Source organism: Agrobacterium tumefaciens (assembly GCA_025559845.1).
GTDB lineage: Bacteria > Pseudomonadota > Alphaproteobacteria > Rhizobiales > Rhizobiaceae > Agrobacterium.
The window spans coordinates 1,329,924-1,347,697 of sequence record CP048470.1; the positions used below are offsets into that span (position 1 = coordinate 1,329,924).

Here is a 17,774-nt window from a genome sequence, read left to right on the forward strand (position 1 = left end):
TTTGCCTCACGATAAATCGCTGTTATCGAATTGTTCGGTGCGTTTGCGTGCAACAGAACGTTTCTTTGCCTGTGCCGTGACATTGTTCGTCAGCCGCTCGAGGAAGGCGTTCGTCACCACCGAACCGCGCCGGCTGCGACTGACCGCCACACAGATCGGCGCCGAGTACTCGAAGATATCAGGCCTGATGCTGACAAGCTCCTCGCTAGCAGCATGTTTGGGCAGAAAACCGAGATAAGCGCCTGCCTGGATCAGTGCCGCTACGGCCTCTGTCTGGAAAACCGTCGGGCCGCGCCGAAACTGCTGCTTGATCTTTAGAAGTTTTTCTCCCTCGAGATAACCGCGAAATACCAACTCGTGCCGTGTGATCTTCTCGACCGACAGATCCGGATCTTTGTCTAAAGCTTCCAATAACGGGTGGGATACCCCCGCGTAAAGGGCAACTTTCTCGTCATAAAGATCAAAATAAACCAGTTCATCGAGATGCCGGTAGGCCGGGAAGATACCAAGGTGAAAACTGCCGTCGAGAATGCCGCGTTCGATCGTTCCGGGAGATTCCACCGTCAGATTGATTTCGACCCGTGGTGCAAGTGTGCGGAATTCGCGAATGGCCGGCAACACGGGGCTGCGGATATCCGAAAAACTATAGTCCATGATCGCCAGATTGATCCGGCCCGAAAAGTCGTCGTTGATCGCGGCCATGTCGGCCATGAACTGCTCAGTGGTCGATAAAAACGCACGGATGAGCGCCAGCGCCTGTTCGCCGTGCTGGGTCAATACGAAACCGCTACGCCCGCGATAACAGAGCATGTATCCGAGCCGCGTTTCCAGATGAGAAATCTGTCGTGAGATTGTCGATCGTCCGACACCAAGCTGTCCCTGCGCGGCAGAGAAACCACCGCAATCGGCAACCGTGCAGAAGACGCGGAAGAGGTGCATGTCAGTGTCGCTGACACGCCCAAGCAATTTCCGGCGTTTGTTAAGTTTCGGCTGCATGAACCACCTCATTCCTTCGTTCGACGTGGATGCAACAAATGTGCCTGAATTCTTTGTCGGTGGAGATAGCGAATACGAGATCAGGCGAACATAGGCTCACAAACCAGAAAGAACCGTCAGGACATAGAGTGTACGCGCTCATCGATGATACCGGTGGAGTTGTTTGTTGCATAATAATGCAAAAAAACTTCCAAGCTTGCATATTTTTGCATCAGCTATTTCCTGCTAGATTTGCATCCACTTAGAGAAAAAGCGTGATCGGTTGTCGGGGATTAGAGAGATGAAACAGGCTGGAGATCAGATGGGACAGGCCATCCTTTCGGATGAGGTCATGGAGCGTCTGAAGGCAATTGTCGGTCCTTCTGGCTGGAGCACCGATCCCGACGTGCTGGAGGCTCACTCGGTTGACTGGTTGCGGCTTTATCGTGGTGTGACGCCACTCGTTTTGAAACCTGCCAGCACGCAAGAGGTGTCAGCCATCGTCTCGGTTTGCGCCGAGAGCGGCATCGGCATCGTGCCGCAAGGCGGCAACACCTCGCTGGTCGGGGGCTCTGTTCCGTTCGGCACCGGCAACGAGATCGTTCTCAACCTGTCGCGCATGAACAAGATACGCTCCGTCGATCGGCTGAATGACACGCTCACAGTCGAAGCTGGCTGCATACTCGCCACGGTTCAGGCCGCGGCAGAAGAGGTCGACCGACTGTTTCCATTGCGGCTGGCAGCGGAAGGCAGTTGCCAGATCGGCGGCAACATTGCCTCCAATGCGGGCGGAACGAATGTGCTGCGATATGGCAATACGCGCGATCTCGTGCTTGGCCTTGAGGTCGTTTTGCCGGACGGTCGTATCTGGAACGGCCTGCGCGGGCTACGCAAGGACAATACCGGTTACGATCTGAAACAGCTTTTCATCGGCAGCGAGGGAACGCTCGGCATCATTACTGCGGCGGTCTTGAAACTGTTTCCACGCCCCGCTTCCATCGAGACGGCAATCTGTGCTGTTTCCTCGCTCGAAGCGGCCCTTGAACTGCTTGTGCGTTACAAGGAAAGAACCGGCAATCAGGTCACGGCTTTCGAACTGATGCCGCGTACCGGCGTTGAACTCGTGTTGAAACATTTTCCTGCGACACGCTTTCCGCTTGCCGGAATCCACGACTGGCAGGTTCTGATCGAGCTGTCATCCGGCGATAGCGGTCCTGCTTTGCGCGAAACGATGGAAGATACGCTGCAGCAAGCGTTTGAGGCCGATCTTGTAACAGATGCCGTGCTCGCGGCCTCGGTGGAACAAAGCCGGGCGTTCTGGGCGATCCGCGAAGGCCTGGCGGAAGCCGACGTGCTCGAAGGGGCTTCGATCCATTGTGACATCGCAGTCCCACTATCGGCGATCCCCGCCTTCCTGCAGGAGTCGATCGCGGTTGCCGAGCAGGCATGTGGAGGCGTTCGCGTTGTCGCCTTCGGGCATATGGGAGATGGCAACATCCACTTCGGCATCGTCCAGCCGCAAGGTGCTGATGGTGATGCATTCCATGCCCGTGAAGAAGAAATTACCGGGATCATCCACGATATCGTCCATCGTTTCGACGGCACGATTTCCGCAGAGCATGGGCTTGGCCGCGTCAAACGCGACGCAATCCTTCACTATCGCGATGCGGTCGATCATGATCTGATGCTGATGACAAAGCAGACCTTCGACCCGAAAAACATCATGAACCCAGGCAAATTCATAGGCCCTGTGGTGGTGGACCACGCGTAGAGCCTACGGCCTGATCGCTATCAGCTTCTCAAGCCAGGCGCTTCATGGCCGCTGCGTTCAACATATTCCGTATAGCCTCCACCGTATTGATGGATACCGTCAGGTGTCAGTTCCAGTACGCGATTGGAAAGGGCAGCGAGGAAATGACGGTCGTGCGAGACGAACAGCATCGTGCCCTCGTATTCCGACAGCGCCTTGATCAGCATTTCCTTGGTGTCGAGATCAAGGTGGTTTGTTGGTTCGTCGAGGACCAGGAAATTGGGTGGGTCGAACAGCATGGCCGCCATGACGAGTCGTGCTTTTTCACCACCCGATAGCACCCGGCAGCGTTTTTCCACGTCATCGCCGGAAAAGCCGAAACAACCGGCAAGAGCACGCAACGGTGCCTGACCGGCTTTCGGGAAGCGTTCTTCCAGCCATTCGAGAATGGTCGCGTCACCTTCCAGAACGTCCATGGCGTGCTGTGCGAAATAACCGAGCTTAACGCTGGCGCCGAGTGTCACGACACCTGTATCAGGTGTTGCCGTGCCGGTGACAAGTTTGAGCAAAGTGGATTTGCCGGCTCCGTTGACACCCATGATGCACCAGCGCTCCTTGCGCCGGACCATGAAGTCCAGTCCGTCGTAGATGGTTCGGCTGCCGTAAGCCTTGTTGACCTTCTTCAATGCCACGACATCTTCACCCGAACGCGGTGCGGGGGCGAATTCGAACGCCACGGTCTGGCGCCGCTTCGGTGGTTCGACACGGTCAATTTTCTCGAGTTTCTTGACACGGCTCTGCACCTGCGCCGCATGGGACGCCCGGGCCTTGAAACGCTCGATAAACTTGATTTCCTTGGCAAGCATCGCCTGCTGACGCTCGAACTGTGCCTGTTGCTGCTTTTCGTTCTGAGCGCGCTGCTGTTCGTAGAAGCCGTAGTCACCCGAATAGCTTGTCAGCGAGCCAGCGTCGATTTCGATGATCTTGTTGACGATGCGGTTCATGAACTCCCGGTCATGGGAGGTCATCAGCAAAGCGCCGTCGTAGTTGCGCAGGAAATTTTCCAGCCAGATCAGGCTTTCGAGATCCAGATGGTTAGAAGGTTCGTCAAGCAGCATGACGTCGGGGCGCATCAGAAGAATGCGCGCCAGGGCGACGCGCATCTTCCAGCCACCAGAGAGCTTGGCGACGTCGCCGTCCATCATTTCCTGGCTGAAGCTCAAACCGTCCAGAACTTCGCGGGCACGGCCCTCAAGGGCGTAACCGTCGAGTTCCTCGTAGCGGGCCTGCACTTCGCCGTATCGCTCGATGATCGCGTCCATTTCATCCATCCGGTCTGGATCGGACATGGCCGCTTCCAGTTCCCGCAACTCGGCGGCAACCTCGCTGATGGGGCCAGCACCCTCCATCACCTCGGCCACAGCAGAGCGGCCAGACATCTCACCGACATCCTGATTGAAATAACCGACGGTCATACCCTTTTCGACAACTACCTGGCCTTCATCCGGCTGTTCCTCGCCCGTGATCATGCGGAACAGTGTGGTTTTTCCGGCACCATTCGGTCCAACGAGGCCGGTCTTTTCACCCTTGTTGAGAGCGGCGGACGCCTCGATATAGAGGATGCGGTGGCTATTCGACTTGCTGATGTTTTCGATACGGATCATGACTTGGCCTATAAACTTTGCGCAACCCTATGCCACGGGCCGCCCCGGCTGTCACCCGACCAAACAGGGAGAAGGCAAAGAAAAGCCACGGAAACGAACGGGTTTCCGTGGTTGCTGTGTGTCTTTACCGGCTGATCAGTTTGTCAGCGTTGCGATATTTCCGGCTGCCTTACGAGCGATCTCACCGAATGCCGTCACGATCCCGTCCATGTCTTCGGGGGCGTAATAATTGTCTGCGCTGGATGCGCAATATTGCAGGAGTGACTTGCCCTTGTCAGGTGCCATGAAGGCGACGGTGAAGATTTTGATCCCGTCTTTCTTGGCTGTGTCGCACGTGTTGCGAACTGACTGGTCGATGCTGTAGTTCCAGCTTGCGCTGCTTCCCGTCATCTCTCCGTCCGTCATGAGAACGATGTAGCGCTCGAAGGACTCATTACCCTTGTCTTGATGCTGTTTTGCCTCTGCAGCATTGGACTTTTTCAGTGCATCATAGGCGGTTGTCAGTGCCTTTGTCGCGTCGGTACCACCTGTTGGATACTGAGGGATCTTGCCGACATAGGTGTTGACGCTGCTTGTTCCCCACGACATTGACTGGGCCGCAAATGGGCTGGCTTCGTAGGCGATCGCACCTGTCCGTACGAGTTCAGAGCCGCTGGCCGTGTATGTGGGGTCGGCCTTGTTAAGGACGCTCACCAGGAACGACACGGCCGTTTTCAAGGATTCCATTTTGTTGACGTAGCACGGGCTGGACGTGGCCTTTGCTTCTGACTGGCCCCAGTTGCTCGCGGTATAGTTTGCGCATGACTTTTTGGCGGTATTGATCGTATCGGTCTTGAACGACATCGAGCCGGAACGGTCGAGAACCAGATACATGGAGATCGGTGCGCCTTTATTCACACTCGCCTGCGCTGTCCCTGTGGCGGAAACGTTCAGTGTGCTGGCACCCAGAAAACCGAGAAGCGGATTGAGCTTTATCTGACGGGTGATGGTGGTGGTTACGGTATAGGTTTTTCCGCGAGTGCCGTCAGTTGTGGAGACGGTCGCAACCGTGTTTTTATCGAGCTCTTTTTTCTCCGCGTCTGTGAGATCATTTTCCATTTGGCCTACGATGAAATCTTTGGCCAATTTCTTGATGTCTTCATCGGCCATATCACCTTCGCGCAGGCGCGCTTGTGTCACGGCGGCCAGCGCTCCGGCATCGGCGGTATTCTGAATATCTGCCTTCACCTGCATGACGTTCGCCAGTTCCATGCCTGCGCCTGCAACACCAAGAAGCACAGGCAGCAAGATTGCCGTCATGATGCCGAAGTTGCCCGCCGTGTCGGCAAGAAAACGGCGCTTCAGGGATGTCACTGACGGCAGGGGCATGGCGCGCTCACAAGTTGAGTGGTCTATTGAGCGCAGCTAACTCCCAAGCGATGTAGAAACCGCTAATCGAAAACATGCAATTTTACAGAGTGATCAAATCGGGTCAGTTTTAGAAGTATTCGGCAGGAATTCTCTCTGTATTACACCAGTAAATCCGACCGTCTCAATTCTGAACGGGGATCACGTCGACGGCCTGTTTTGCCTGCTGGTTTCCGTAACCTTTGAGTACGCCAATAACAGGAGCAACGTCGGAATAGTCGCGTCCGTAACCAACGACGATATGGTCGCTTCCGGCGACAATGTCATTGGTCGGGTCAAGCTCGATGTAACCTGTCGCATCTCCGCACCAGATGCGGACCCAGGCATGCATGGCGTCCGCACCCTCCAGCCGTTCCTTGCCCGGCGGCGGTATGGTGCGCAGGAAACCACTGACGTAACCTGCCGGTATGCCAAGGCTGCGAAGCGCCAGGATCATGATATGGGAAAAATCCTGACACACACCGCGCTTGAGCTTGAAGGCTTCTGACGGCGTGGTGTCGACAGTCGTTGCCTCACCATCGTAGGTGAAGTCCTTGTGAATGCGTTTGCACATGGCAAAGGCGATTTCCCGGATCGTCATGCCGGGTTTGACCAATTCCTTGGCGTAGGCGGTGATTGCGGCATCGACCCCGATCCGGGGGCTTGTGCCAACGAAGTGGTGCGGGGACTGGAAGTCCACCGACCAGACATTGGCAAGCTCATGCGGCAGCCGCGAGAGTTGTGGGGAGAAATCCGCGGTCATCGCAGGCGACTCGACCATAACGCGAGCTTGCATGCGGATATCCAGCTTTTCATGCGGGGCTCTGACATGCACGGATGTTGCCGGTTGGCGGAAAAAATCGTCAAAAACGGTCCGTTCGTCCGGTGTCGGCGAAATCGTGATCGATCCCGCGATCAACCGCTGCCGGCCCGGGATAGAAAGCGGCAGCACGCGAATGACATGGCGTCCGCCGTGCGCCATCGCGTCGTAGGAGTAGCCCATGTGCAAGGAAAGATCGTAGAGCATCGGCTTATCCGAGATAGGTGCGCGCCAGAACATCGGAGAGATGTTCCAGATCTTTTTCGAGCTGACGGTAGATCGCGGTGTTCATGCCCTCCGGCGTCATGACGGCGAGGCCGGAATGAAGCCGCATCGCCTCGCGATAGAACGGTGACATCTGGCCATTAACGAAGGCATTCGGCAACTGTTCGACCTCGGTGCGGATCTCATTCAACTGAAAGAGGATCGAACGTGGATTGAGCGGATCGAGCGCCAGAAGATCGGTTACCGTCAAACCTGCGGTGCTGACATTGTAGCGGCGGCGATGGGTCATTACGCTGTCGCCGATTTCGAGCAGCATGTCGTAGGCGCCATCCGGGGCATCGGGGCCGGTCATGTGACCGAGAAGCCGCGTCATGTGCAGCCCACGTTCCAGATATCGGCCGATCGACAGGAAGCGCCATCCGGTAAACCGGTACATGTTTTCATGTACAAGACCTGCAAAGCCGGCGAGCTTGCGCAACAGAATAGTCATTGCATGCGTGGCGTCGTCACCAGGCGCGACCTTGGCATGAAAACGGCGGGCCGTCTTGGCGAGATCGTTCAGGGCGAGCCAGCCATCAGGTGAAAACCGGTCGCGGATATTGCTGGCTGAATAAAGCGCGCTGTTGATGTTGTTCAGGAGGCTTGCGGGAACGGCGTCGCTCATCTCGATATCGAGCGTTTCGAGGTACCGGACGACATGCGCAAGAAGTGGCTGTTTTGGATCGGCGGACTCTGCATAACGCCCGTGCCAGGCACGCAGGATACGCAGTGCTCCTTCGGAGCGCTCGATGTACCGGCCAAGCCAGAAAAGGTTGTCTGCCGCCCTGCTTGGCAGGCTGCCAGGCATGTTGCGCGTGAAACTTTCCTCCGCCGGAAGAAGCGTGGTTCGCTCAACAGGCTTTTCGCTGACGATCCAGACGTCTGCGGCGCTGCCCCCTGATTGCATGGCTATGGCCGAGACATCGTGGCTGCTGCCGATCCGCGCAAAACCGCCCGGCATGATCTGCCAGCCGTCTTGCGTGCGGGCGGCAAAAACGCGAAGGCTCATCGGCCGCGGCACAAGCTGGTTATCGACGTAGGCCGGAGTGGTCGAAAGCGTTACCACCTCCTGACCGACGAGCCTGTGACCATCGGCGGCGAGCCAGTCGCTGATCGATTCCTTCGCGGTTTCGCGCAAAGACGAGCCAAGCACGGATTGCCCGTTATCATCAAAGAACGGCAGCCGGGAATAGGCAGGGCCAATCACCATGCGTTCGATGTTGCCTGCAACGTGCTGGCGTTCGGACCCCTGTCCGCACCACCACGTGGCGATCGAAGGCAGCTTCAGGTCTTCGCCCAGAAGATGGCGGCAAACCCCTGGCATGAAGGCGAGGAGTGCACGTGTTTCCAGAATACCGGTGCCCAGCGCATTAACGATGGTCAGCGCTTCATTTCGGAGGGCCTGGACCATGCCCGGCGTGCCGATATGCGATTGCTGGTTCAGTTCCAGTGGGTCCGCATAGGATGCATCGAGACGACGCCACAACACACCAACGGGTTTCAACCCGGCAACAGTCCTGACCATCACCCGCCCGTTGACGACGGTAAGATCTTCGCCTTCCAAGAGCATGAAGCCGAGATAACGGGCAATATAGGCGTGTTCGAAATAGGTTTCGTTTGCCGGGCCGGGTGTCAGAACCGCGATCCGGTCATCGGGATGCTGCCGATGCGACTGTAAAGTATCGCGAAATGCACCGAAGAAGGATGCGAGACGATGAACGTGGGTTTCCGCGTAGATATCGGAGAACGCACGCGTCGTCGCCACACGATTTTCCAGCGCAAATCCAGCGCCGGAAGGCGCCTGTGTGCGGTCAGCCAGCACCCACCAGTTTCCATCGGGGCCGCGGCCAATCTCGAAGGAGCAGAAATGCAGATAATGGCCGCTTGCCGGTTTGATGCCGACCATCGGTCGCAGGTATTCCGGATTGGATGCGACCAGCGCCGGTGGAATGTGTCCTTCCTTGACGAGCCGGTTGGCGCCATAAAAGTCTGCAACGATTTCTTCGAGGAGATTGGCGCGCTGCGTCAGTCCCTCAGACAGGGTTGCCCATTCCTTCTCGTCGATCAGAACCGGAATGTGGGAAATCGGCCAGTTTCTCTCGCTGCTGCCTTTGCCGTAATCGCGGTAAAATACACCTGCGTCACGCAGATATCGGTCGGTACGGGCAAAACGCTCGTGCAGTTCCCGTTCCGACATGCGTGAAATGGCATCCAGTAGATGCCGCCAGACCGGTCTGACGTTGCCGTCCGTTCCCAGCATTTCATCGGCAATGCCGGGCAGGGCGGCATAGTCGAACCCGCGTAGCCGCGAGTCCGCTTCCGTCTTGCTTTCCGTTGCCGTTGCCGGGGCTTTGGCCACTTTATACTCCGTAAGGGCGGCGCAGATCGAGTGTCAGCGGAAACTCGGGAGACACGGTTTCCGGCATCAGGGGATACTGGCCGGCCGTGTGTCCCCAAGGTTCGAAGCGCGCGAGACGCCGCGCCTCAGCTTCATTACCGTTGACGGGAAATGTCTCATAGTTGCGCCCGCCCGGATGAGCAACATGATAGATACATCCACCGATCGATCGTCTTGACCATGTATCATAAATGTCAAAGGTCAAGGGTGAATTCACGGGGAGGACAGGATGCAAACCGGACGCAGGCTGCCATGCCTTGAACCTGACGCCGGCCACCGCAACGCCTGAGTTTTCCGTTTGCGTCAATGGAACGGCGCGACCGTTGCAGGCAACGGTGTAACGGGAAGGATTGGAGGTCTCCAGACGAACCTGCAAACGCTCAACGGAGGAATCGACATATCGGACCGTTCCGCCGATTGCGCCCTGCTCACCCATGACGTGCCAGGGTTCCAGGGCCTGTCGCAACTCCAGCTTTGCTCCTTCGTATTCCACCTCACCGAAGAACGGAAAACGGAACTCCTGCTGGGCAACGAACCATTCCGATTTCAGATCGAAGCCATTGGTCCGCAGATCTGTCAGCACGTCCAGAAAGTCTGTCCAGATGTAATGTGGCAGCATGAAGCGATCCGCGAGCGACGTGCCCCAGCGCACGAACTTGCCGCTGGCCGGGTTTTTCCAGAAACGCGCGATCAGTGAACGGACCAACAATTGTTGTGCCAGAGACATGCGCGCATTCGGCGGCATTTCAAAACCACGGAATTCCACCAGGCCAAGACGCCCGGTCGGTCCATCCGGCGAGAACATCTTGTCGATGCAGATTTCGGCGCGATGCGTGTTGCCGGTGACATCAACGAGAAGGTTGCGGAACAGGCGGTCGACCAGCCATGGCAAAGGCGGAATGCCTTCTCCAGGTGACGGAACCTGAGCCAGGGCGATTTCCAGCTCGTACAGGCTGTCGTGACGGGCCTCGTCAATGCGCGGCGCCTGACTTGTCGGACCGATGAACAGGCCCGAGAACAGATAGGAAAGAGACGGGTGGCGCTGCCAATGCAGGACAAGGCTCTTCAAGAGATCGGGACGGCGCAGGAACGGGCTGTCATTCGGGTTGGCGCCGCCAACAACGACGTGGTTGCCGCCGCCGGTTCCGGTGTGACGACCATCGATCATGAATTTGTCAGCACCAAGCCGGGATTGTCGTGCCTCATCGTAAATTGTCGTGGTGATATCGACGCAGTCTTTCCAGCTTGAGGCTGGATGAATGTTGACCTCGATAACGCCCGGATCGGGGGCAACCCGGATGACATTCAGTCGCTCGTCATGCGGTGGAGCGTAACCTTCGATATGGACCTGAAGTCCAAGGCTTGCGGCCGCGCGTTCTGTCGAGGCGATCAGGTCCAGATATTCCTCGAGCGTGACTGTTGGAGGCATGAACACGCAAAGTCGTCCGTCCTTGGGTTCGACGGAGATGGCAGTACGGATATGTCCGGCAATTTCGGCTTCCTGAGAGCGTTGGGTTGGCTGGCTGCTCGTCTCAAACGGCTGAAAATGCGCGGCCTGTTGTGCATGTCCCTTTTCGCCTCGGAAATCCGGCAGCGGCTGGCGTTCAACACTCGGATCGAGCGGGTTTATATAAGGATATTGCGAGGGTGTGATCCACGGCAGGGAATTGAGTGGAAGGCGGTAACCGACCGGGCTGTCACCCGGCACAAGGAAAATACGTCCGCGCCGCGTGCGCCATTTTTCGCTGACCCAGCGGTGTCCGTTGGCACGGCTGTTCCATACCTGCACCGGCAAGATATACCCCGTCGGTTGCGTCAAACCGCGTTCGAATACCTTGGCCAGACGGCTTCGCTCTTCAGGGTCCTTCAGCTTGGAATTGGCGGGATCGACATTTTCGGGAAGGTTGGCTTCCTTTAAAATCCATTCGCCAGGGTCTTCAAAGGCGGGCATTACCATATCCGGCTCGATGTTGAGTTCCGTGGCAATGGCGCTGAGCAGTCGGTTGGCGTCTTTCTCTGTTACGTCGGTCTGCACACCCTCCTGCGCTATCAGGGAGGGGTTTTGCCAAATAGGCAATCCGTCCTTTCTCCAGTAAAGCGAGAATGTCCAACGTGGCAGGCTTTCGCCTGGATACCATTTGCCTTGCCCGTAATGCAGAAAGCCGCCCGGCGCGAAACGCTCGCGCAGGCGGCGAATGAGGGTATCAGCCTTATCGCGCTTGGTTGGTCCGACAGCACCTGTATTCCACTCGTCTGATTCGAAATCATCGATCGAAACGAAGGTGGGCTCACCGCCCATGGTCAGACGGACATCATGCGCCGTCAGAACCCGGTCAACCTCTTCGCCCAGCGCGTTGAGTTCGTCCCAGCTCTCGTCGGAAAAAGGCTTGGTGATGCGAGGTGTTTCGGCGATACGCCGCACCTGCATATCGAAGGCGAATTCGGTGTTGGCCTGGCCAAAATAACCGCCCGAAATGGGAGCAGCGTTGCGGTAATGGGGTGTCGCCGCAAGAGGGATATGGCTTTCGCCGGTCAGCAGCCCCGACGTCGGGTCAAGCCCAACCCAACCGGCGCCCGGCAGGTAGACTTCCGCCCACGCGTGCAGGTCCGTGAAGTCCACCTCGGTTCCAGAGGGACCGTCCAGGGCTTTGAGGTCAGGCGTCAACTGGATGAGATAGCCGGAGACGAAACGGGCTGCAAAACCGAGGTGCCTTAGAATTTGTACAAGCAGCCAGCTCGTGTCACGGCACGATCCCTTGCCGGATGCCAGTGTTTCTTCCGGTTCCTGAACACCGGGTTCCATACGGATGACGTAACCGATTTCCTGCTGGAGGCGGGCGTTGAGACCCACAACCATATCCACTGTTGGCTGGTCGGGCGACCGGTCGATGGTTTTCAGAAGGGCGGTCAGCAACGGTCCCGTCGGTTCGGGTTTCGTATAGATGGATAGATCGTCCTGCAGCGTCTCTGGGTAGTCAAATGGCCATTTGGTTGCCGTTTCTTCCACAAAGAAGTCGAACGGGTTGTAAACGGTCATATCGGCGACAAGATCAACCTCGATCTTCAGTTCCGTGACCGGGTCGGGAAACACGAAGCGGGCGAGATAGTTGCCGTAAGGGTCCTGTTGAAGATTGACGAAGTGGTTGGATGGGGAAACCCGAAGCGAGTGGCTGATGACGCGGGTTCTGGAGTGAGAGGCAGGTTTCAGTCTTATGATTTGGGGTCCGAGCCGGACCGGATTGTCGTATTTGTAATGCGTCAGATGATAAATGCTTGCTTTGATCGCCATCGTCTACCTTGCCCGGTTTTTCCGGCTTATGCGGTTTGTCCGCCCCTCTGAAATTACAGGGATTTTGTGCAATGCAGGAAAAGAATGCAAGGACGTTTTGACGGGCAATCCCGAGTTGTTGCTGATGGATGCGAGTGGCCGGACGGAAGGAACTGCTTTGGCTTTTTTAGGTTTTTGTCGCAGATGTGGACAAGGTTGAACGGCGTGTTATTGCTTGGCCTCGCAAGGTCGGGATTGTGACCTGCCTCCTTTGCAACTGTGAAGTTTCGGAATCGATCGAATGGTATCCAAGGTAACCGACGCCCAGCGCAAGGACATGGCAAGCATGTCCGGCTTCGACCTCGATTTCCCTGCACAGTTGCGGATCATGGGGAATGCATTCTGGACATCACCGGTGCGCAACCGGCTCATTCTTCTCGCCTTCGCCCTGCTGTCGATCATTTTGCTGACGGCCTACGGGCAAATCCGTCTCAATGAGTGGAATGCGCCGTTTTACAATGCTCTGGAAAGACGTGACCTCTCCGCTTTCATCCATCAACTGGAAGTCTTCGCGGTCATCGCTGGCTGCCTTCTTTTGTTAAACGTCGTCCAGACCTGGCTCAATCAGATGACCGCGCTGAAAATGCGCGAGGGGCTTGCCAAGGACATGGTGGATCAATGGTTGAAGCCGGGACGGGCGGCGCGGCTGGCGGGTTTCGGTGCCATTGCCATCAATCCGGATCAGCGACTACATGACGATGTTCGCAATCTCGCCGAAAGCAGCACGGCACTTTCCATCGGTCTGGTAAACGCCACGATCCTCCTCGTCAGCTTTATTGGCGTGCTCTGGACACTGTCGGCCGGTTTCGCGATCAACATCAACGGCGATCTTGTCGCTATTCCCGGATACATGGTGTGGGCGGCGATCCTTTATGCCGGGTCGGCCTCGTTGCTGAGCAATCTTGTCGGTCATCGTCTGGTTGGCCTCAATGCGGAGCGTTATTCGAAAGAGGCAGAACTGCGCTTTTCGTTGATGCGCGCCAGCGAAAACCTGACGGCTATTGCGCTGGCGCGTGGAGAGAAAAACGAACGCCGACGGATCGGTATTGATATCGACGCAGTGCTGGGCGTTATTCGCGGGCTGGCGATGGCGCTGACGCACCTCACCTGGGTGTCATCAGGTTATGGCTGGCTTGCCATCGTGGCACCAATCCTGATTGCTGCGCCAGTTTATTTCTCCGGAAATCTGACGTTCGGTGGTTTGATGATGGCGGTGGGTGCCTTCAATCAGGTCAATACTGCGCTGCGATGGTACATTGACAATTTCGGTCCGATCGCAAGCTGGAAAGCGACCCTGCAGCGCGTCTCGATATTCCGCAATGCTCTGATCCAGATGGATAAGGTTGAACAGCACGGCCTGACAATCGACCTTGCACGCGGCACGCCAAACGAAGGCATACGTCTGCAATCCGTGGAAATTTGCCGTGATGCAGGTGGCGACAGCCTGGAGCGCGGGTTCCGGATGCGTGAACCCGATGTGGAAATCGGCTCCGGGCAACGTTTGATGATCAACGGTGAGCAGGGTGTGAATCGGCGTTTGCTGTTTGCGGCTATGGCGGGTCTGTGGCCGTGGGGGCAGGGCAGAATTGAAATGCCGGAGCAATCTGACACGCTTTTCATCGCCCAGCACGGTTACTTGCCGGCCGGCTCGCTGCGGGAGATTCTTGCCTATCCACGTGCGCCGCAGCGGTTTACGGATGAAGACTACGTGGCTGCCCTGACAGCCTGCGGATTGTCGGGTCTTGTGCCACGTCTCGACGAAAGCATCCGGTGGGATAAAAGGCTTGATTCGGACGAACAGGCCAGTGTCCGGGTTGCCAACGCGCTTTTGCTCAAGCCCTCGTTCCTTGTTGTCGACGATCTGCTTGAAGGGCTTGAGAAATCGACACAGGACACACTTGCCCGCGTTCTGAACGAAATGGCCGGGACCGCGATCATCTATATCGGCCGGTCGGAGATATTTCTTGCCGTACTTTCGCCGGCAATCGCGCATCTCGATCTGATTGCATCATCGGAAGCAGGCGCAGATCCGTCAGTACAGTCCGATTGATCGGAAGCCGTGACTTGTGGCGTCAAAGCCTCAAATGCCAGCCTTCCGAATTCAGTGGCTCTACGGTTGCAAATGCAACAGGGCTTTTGGGCTCAATCTGTGTGCGCAGAGCAAATGTCCCTGTCGCGAGGGTAAAAAGCAGCGCGCCAGCAATCGTCAAGACGATTCGGTCATAACGCTGCTGCGTCGTTTGGTTCCCAGTCCAGTCATAGGCCATGCGTATGCCCCCGTGCCTTTTCATGGAATCCTGACGGATCATGGTTAACCCAAGCTTACCATGACCTTGGTATTCCTTGCTGTTTCGGAAGGGCTGCTACGAAAAAACGGCTATTGGCTCATTCTCTCGGGTCCTTTAATGGCTTTGCCGGGAGGTTAGCCGAAAGGATTTTTCAGATGGATCAGCAGCCACCCGCCGATATGGAGCTCACGCTTCGCACTCTTGCAATGCCCGCAGACGCCAATCCCGCAGGCGATATTTTTGGCGGCTGGGTCATGTCCCAGATGGACCTTGCGGCATTTGTCCGCGCTAATGATGTTGCGGGCGGACGCACAGTTACGGTTGCCGTCAATGAAATTGTCTTCAAGAAGCCCGTAAAGATCGGCGATACCCTGTGCGTTTACACGCGCATCGAGAAGGTCGGCCGAACCTCTATCACACTCAAGATCGAGGCGTGGACCCGCCGGCACTATCAGGACTCCCGCGAGAAGGTGACGGAAGCCGTGTTCATCATGGTCGCCGTCGACGACAATGGCGATCCTCGCCCGGTAAAGAGCGTGGCCTGAACCTCATAGGGGTGAATGTTGCCTGTCGGCGTTATCCAATTTGTTTATCAATTTTTGCCATTAAGGAATTGGATAAGACGGGGATCAGGCTGTGACTATTCCAGGCGTTGTTATTGTTGGGGGCGCTCACGGGACTTTGGCGCTCGCGCGAAGCCTGGGTGCCCTGAATGTTCGCGTCACTTACGTCACGCATGATTCTCCCCTGGCAGGCTGGTCCCGTTTCGTGCACGAAACCATCCGTTGGTCCGGTGCGGAAGACGCTGGTGCGCTTCAATTCCTGTCAGATTTGGCGGAGCGGGCACATATGCGCGGCTCTCTTCTCGTTCCTGCTGGCGACGGTGAGGTCAAGTTCGTTGCGGAAAACCGCGAGGTTTTGTCTTCCCTTTATACGATCGTTCTGCCTGACTGGACGGCGCTGCAGTGGCTGTGCGAAAAACCGCTGCTTTACAAGCGTGCCACAGACCTTGGAGTGGCAATTCCGAAAACCTATGAATCGGCTTCGATAGCAGATCTGGAGAACGCGGATGTCGTTTTCCCGGTGGTCCTGAAACCGAATATGGGCGGTGGCGGTACGCCAATTGCCAAGGCCAAGGTCATCAGAGCCGAGACCCCTGCAGAGTTGATGCAAGCCTATGCGGATGCAAGCGCGCAGATCGGTGCGGAGAACGTGGTGGTGCAGGAGCTGATACCTGGTGGCGGTGAAAGCCAGTTTTCCTACGCAGCTCTCTGGAAAGACGGTGAACCGGTTGCCGAATTCACGGCGCGCCGCACTCGTCAGTATCCTGTCGATTTTGGGTATACGAGCACTTATGTCGAAGTGGTGGACGAACCGCGTGCCGTGGAAGCCGCAAGAAAGATTCTAAGCTCGGTTGGACATAGCGGGCTAGTGGAAGCTGAGTTCAAACTTGATCGCCGCACAGACACGCTGAAGCTTCTCGACGTAAACCCGCGTCCCTGGTCGTGGTTTGCGTTGTGTTCTGCCGCGGGCGTCGATCTCGGAAGCATGTTGTGGCAGCTTGCCAATGGCGATAACCGCAAACACCTATCCAGCGCCCGGCAGGGCGTTGCTTGGTCTTATTTCATCCGTGATGTTGTCGCCGCCCTCACACTGAAACGACGCGGCCAGTCCGGTGTCGCAGCCGTATTTCCATCTCTTGGTAAAGTCCGTTGCTGGGCGGCATTTGCGACCCAAGATCCTCTTCCCGGTCTGATCGACTTGCCGCTGACTGCGTGGCGGGTGATGAAAAAGAGGGTTTTGCCCTCCATACGGTCAGAGCATCGGTAAGCTGCATGTTGTTATCAAAGACAATGAAGCGGTCGTTGAAGTACCTCACCATTCGCGCGGGACTTGAAGTGTCGGCGCTACCCGGCGTGCGATTCCTTCAGCCCTCTCTTGGCGGAAGAGGCGTGATCTTCACATTGCATCATGTTCGTCCGCCAGAAAAAACCTCCGGCTTTGCCCCCAATGCTCACTTGTCCATCACTCCGGAATTTCTGGACGTTGCCATCGAGGCCGCACTCGAATGCGGCCTCTTGCCGGCGCACCTGCATGATCTGCCACAGCTGACCATGGAGCCGCATGACGGTCGAAAATTCTTCGCCTTCACGCTGGACGATGGCTACCGCAACAATGCCGAATATGCCGCACCGGTGTTCCGCAAATTTGCTGTTCCCTACACGATTTTCATCACACCGGGCTTTGTCGAGCGTACCCGCAGCATATGGTGGGAGACAGCGGAGGCGCTGGCGAAGAACAACACGTCTTTCCGGTTCGATTTTGGTCAAGGCGAAGAAACGGTTGCGGTCTCCACTCACGCACAGAAGATTGCAGCCTTTATCCGTTTTGAGCAGTTCGTCTCATCCACGGATGAAGATGAGGCTGTTGCCCGCATTGATCTTGCTGCGCGCCGCCACGGTATCGACTCGATGGCAATCGTCGACCGGCTCGTGATGAACAAGGGGGAATTGGCGGCGCTTTCCTCTGATCCGCTCGCCCATATCGGTGCGCATACCATGACACATGTCAATATGCGTCGGGTCAGCAACGAACGCCTACACCAGGAAATCAGCCAGTCGACATCGCGGATTGAAGGTTATGTCGGTCAACGTCCCCGGTCGTTTTCCTATCCCTACGGATGGGCGACCGCTGCAGCCGACCGCGAGATGAAGGCCACCCTGGCCGCCGGGTTCCCGGTAGCTGTCACCACGCGACCGGGTGTATTGACACCTCAATCCCTGCGCCAGCCCACGGCGTTGCCGCGTGTTTCACTGAATGGCCACTTTCAGAAAAAGCGCTATGTGAAAGCGCTGATTTCCGGCTTGCCGTTTCGGTTGATTTAGACCCAACGCGCGCCAC

Annotated in this window: 12 protein-coding genes; 5 read left to right on the forward strand and 7 right to left on the reverse strand. The window is 56.8% G+C overall.

Going from position 1 to position 17,774, the window contains the following annotated elements; all coding sequences use genetic code 11:
• Positions 1-6: 6 nt before the first annotated feature.
• Positions 7-996, reverse strand: a complete 990-nt coding sequence (locus tag FY156_22455) for a LysR family transcriptional regulator (protein ID UXS04245.1) — start codon at positions 994-996, stop codon at positions 7-9.
• A gap of 301 nt (positions 997-1,297) precedes the next feature.
• On the opposite strand from FY156_22455, the gene FY156_22460 reads away from it, so the two are divergent.
• Positions 1,298-2,746 carry an FAD-binding oxidoreductase gene (locus FY156_22460; protein UXS04246.1) on the forward strand — a complete coding sequence of 483 codons (1,449 nt, stop codon included), beginning with the start codon at positions 1,298-1,300 and terminating at the stop codon, positions 2,744-2,746.
• Between the two features lie 20 nt (positions 2,747-2,766).
• Here the strand turns inward: FY156_22460 and FY156_22465 are convergent, their stop codons facing one another.
• From FY156_22465 to FY156_22485, 5 genes are all read right to left on the reverse strand, one after another.
• Positions 2,767-4,389: an ABC-F family ATP-binding cassette domain-containing protein gene (locus FY156_22465; GenBank protein UXS04247.1), complete on the reverse strand. Its 1,623-nt coding sequence runs from the start codon at positions 4,387-4,389 to the stop codon at positions 2,767-2,769.
• Between the two features lie 135 nt (positions 4,390-4,524).
• Positions 4,525-5,757 carry a VWA domain-containing protein gene (locus FY156_22470; protein ID UXS04248.1) on the reverse strand — a complete coding sequence of 411 codons (1,233 nt, stop codon included), beginning with the start codon at positions 5,755-5,757 and terminating at the stop codon, positions 4,525-4,527.
• A gap of 163 nt (positions 5,758-5,920) precedes the next feature.
• On the reverse strand, positions 5,921-6,802 hold the full coding sequence (locus FY156_22475) for a transglutaminase family protein (protein ID UXS04249.1): 882 nt from the start codon (positions 6,800-6,802) through the stop codon (positions 5,921-5,923).
• A gap of 4 nt (positions 6,803-6,806) precedes the next feature.
• On the reverse strand, positions 6,807-9,218 hold the full coding sequence (locus FY156_22480) for a circularly permuted type 2 ATP-grasp protein (protein UXS04250.1): 2,412 nt from the start codon (positions 9,216-9,218) through the stop codon (positions 6,807-6,809).
• A 1-nt stretch (position 9,219) separates the two neighbouring features.
• Complete coding sequence (locus tag FY156_22485; protein UXS04251.1) at positions 9,220-12,546, reverse strand: transglutaminase family protein; 3,327 nt, start codon at positions 12,544-12,546, stop codon at positions 9,220-9,222.
• A 280-nt stretch (positions 12,547-12,826) separates the two neighbouring features.
• Here FY156_22485 and FY156_22490 point away from each other — a divergent pair, with 280 nt between their 5' ends.
• Positions 12,827-14,635 carry an ABC transporter ATP-binding protein/permease gene (locus FY156_22490; GenBank protein ID UXS04252.1) on the forward strand — a complete coding sequence of 603 codons (1,809 nt, stop codon included), beginning with the start codon at positions 12,827-12,829 and terminating at the stop codon, positions 14,633-14,635.
• 22 nt (positions 14,636-14,657) lie between these two features.
• Here FY156_22490 and FY156_22495 read toward each other — a convergent pair whose 3' ends face one another.
• Positions 14,658-14,852 carry a hypothetical protein gene (locus tag FY156_22495; protein ID UXS04253.1) on the reverse strand — a complete coding sequence of 65 codons (195 nt, stop codon included), beginning with the start codon at positions 14,850-14,852 and terminating at the stop codon, positions 14,658-14,660.
• Positions 14,853-15,028: 176 nt separating this feature from the next.
• On the opposite strand from FY156_22495, the gene FY156_22500 reads away from it, so the two are divergent.
• From FY156_22500 to FY156_22510, 3 genes are all read left to right on the forward strand, one after another.
• Entirely contained in the window at positions 15,029-15,418 is a 390-nt protein-coding gene (locus tag FY156_22500; protein ID UXS04254.1) for an acyl-CoA thioesterase, read from the forward strand.
• A gap of 91 nt (positions 15,419-15,509) precedes the next feature.
• Positions 15,510-16,703, forward strand: coding sequence for an ATP-grasp domain-containing protein (locus FY156_22505; GenBank protein UXS04255.1), 1,194 nt, complete (start codon positions 15,510-15,512; stop codon positions 16,701-16,703).
• A 5-nt stretch (positions 16,704-16,708) separates the two neighbouring features.
• Positions 16,709-17,758 (forward strand): polysaccharide deacetylase family protein, encoded by a 1,050-nt coding sequence (locus tag FY156_22510; protein UXS04256.1) that lies wholly within the window; start codon positions 16,709-16,711, stop codon positions 17,756-17,758.
• The last annotated feature ends 16 nt before the right edge of the window (positions 17,759-17,774 follow it).